This is a genomic window from Rhizobium sp. 01T444 (assembly GCF_056398305.1).
In genome coordinates this window covers 1-685 of sequence record NZ_JBFTPD010000191.1, presented here as the reverse complement: position 1 = coordinate 685, position 685 = coordinate 1, and the positions used below count along the sequence as shown (strand labels likewise).

At 56.9% G+C, this 685-nt stretch carries 1 protein-coding gene; it reads left to right on the top strand.

Annotated elements, in window-relative coordinates:
• The coding region (locus tag AC1DTN_RS37920; RefSeq protein WP_477925287.1) for an ATP-grasp domain-containing protein at positions 1 to 685 on the top strand (685 nt) is incomplete at both ends.

The following is a 685-nucleotide window of genomic DNA, read 5'->3' as shown; positions in this document are numbered from 1 at the left end:
GCCGTGAGCTAAATGAAGTTTTCGAAGAACTTCGAAGGATCGAAACAATCATCTGCGTGGTCGCCGGCACAGAAACCGGCGTGGAAGCCGCAGAGAGGCTCGCCCTGCTGCTGGGTTTGCCCGGAAACGATCCGGCTACAACGAGCCTGCGTCGAGACAAGTTCGAAATGCACGAGCGCCTTCGGAGCTTTGGCTTGTCTTCGCTCGGGCAGAGCCGCTGCGAGAGCCGCGAGGCCGCGCTTGCATGGGCCATTCAGCAAACAAACTGGCCGATTGTCGTCAAGCCCACTTCCAGTGCTGGCGCGGATGGCGTCACGTTCTGCAACAACCTGTCGGAAGTCGTCTCGGCCACAGATGCAGCCCTTGGCAAGAGAAACAAACTCGGCACGCTGAACGCCGCCGTCGTGCTACAGGAAAGAATTTCCGGACAACAGTTCATMGTAAATGCCGTCAGCGTCAAGGGAGTTCACTACATTTCGGAAATATGGCGTGACGACAAGATTCCAGTCAAGGGCGCATCGTTGATTTGCGACAGGGAAATCCTGATGCGCCCGGACACTCCGCTGGCCAAGTCGCTTCGGGACTATGTCATCCGCTGCCTGGATGCTCTGGGGATCAAGGACGGCCCCTCTCATTCGGAATTGTTTCAAACAGAGCAGGACGAGTTCGTATTGATCGAGACTGC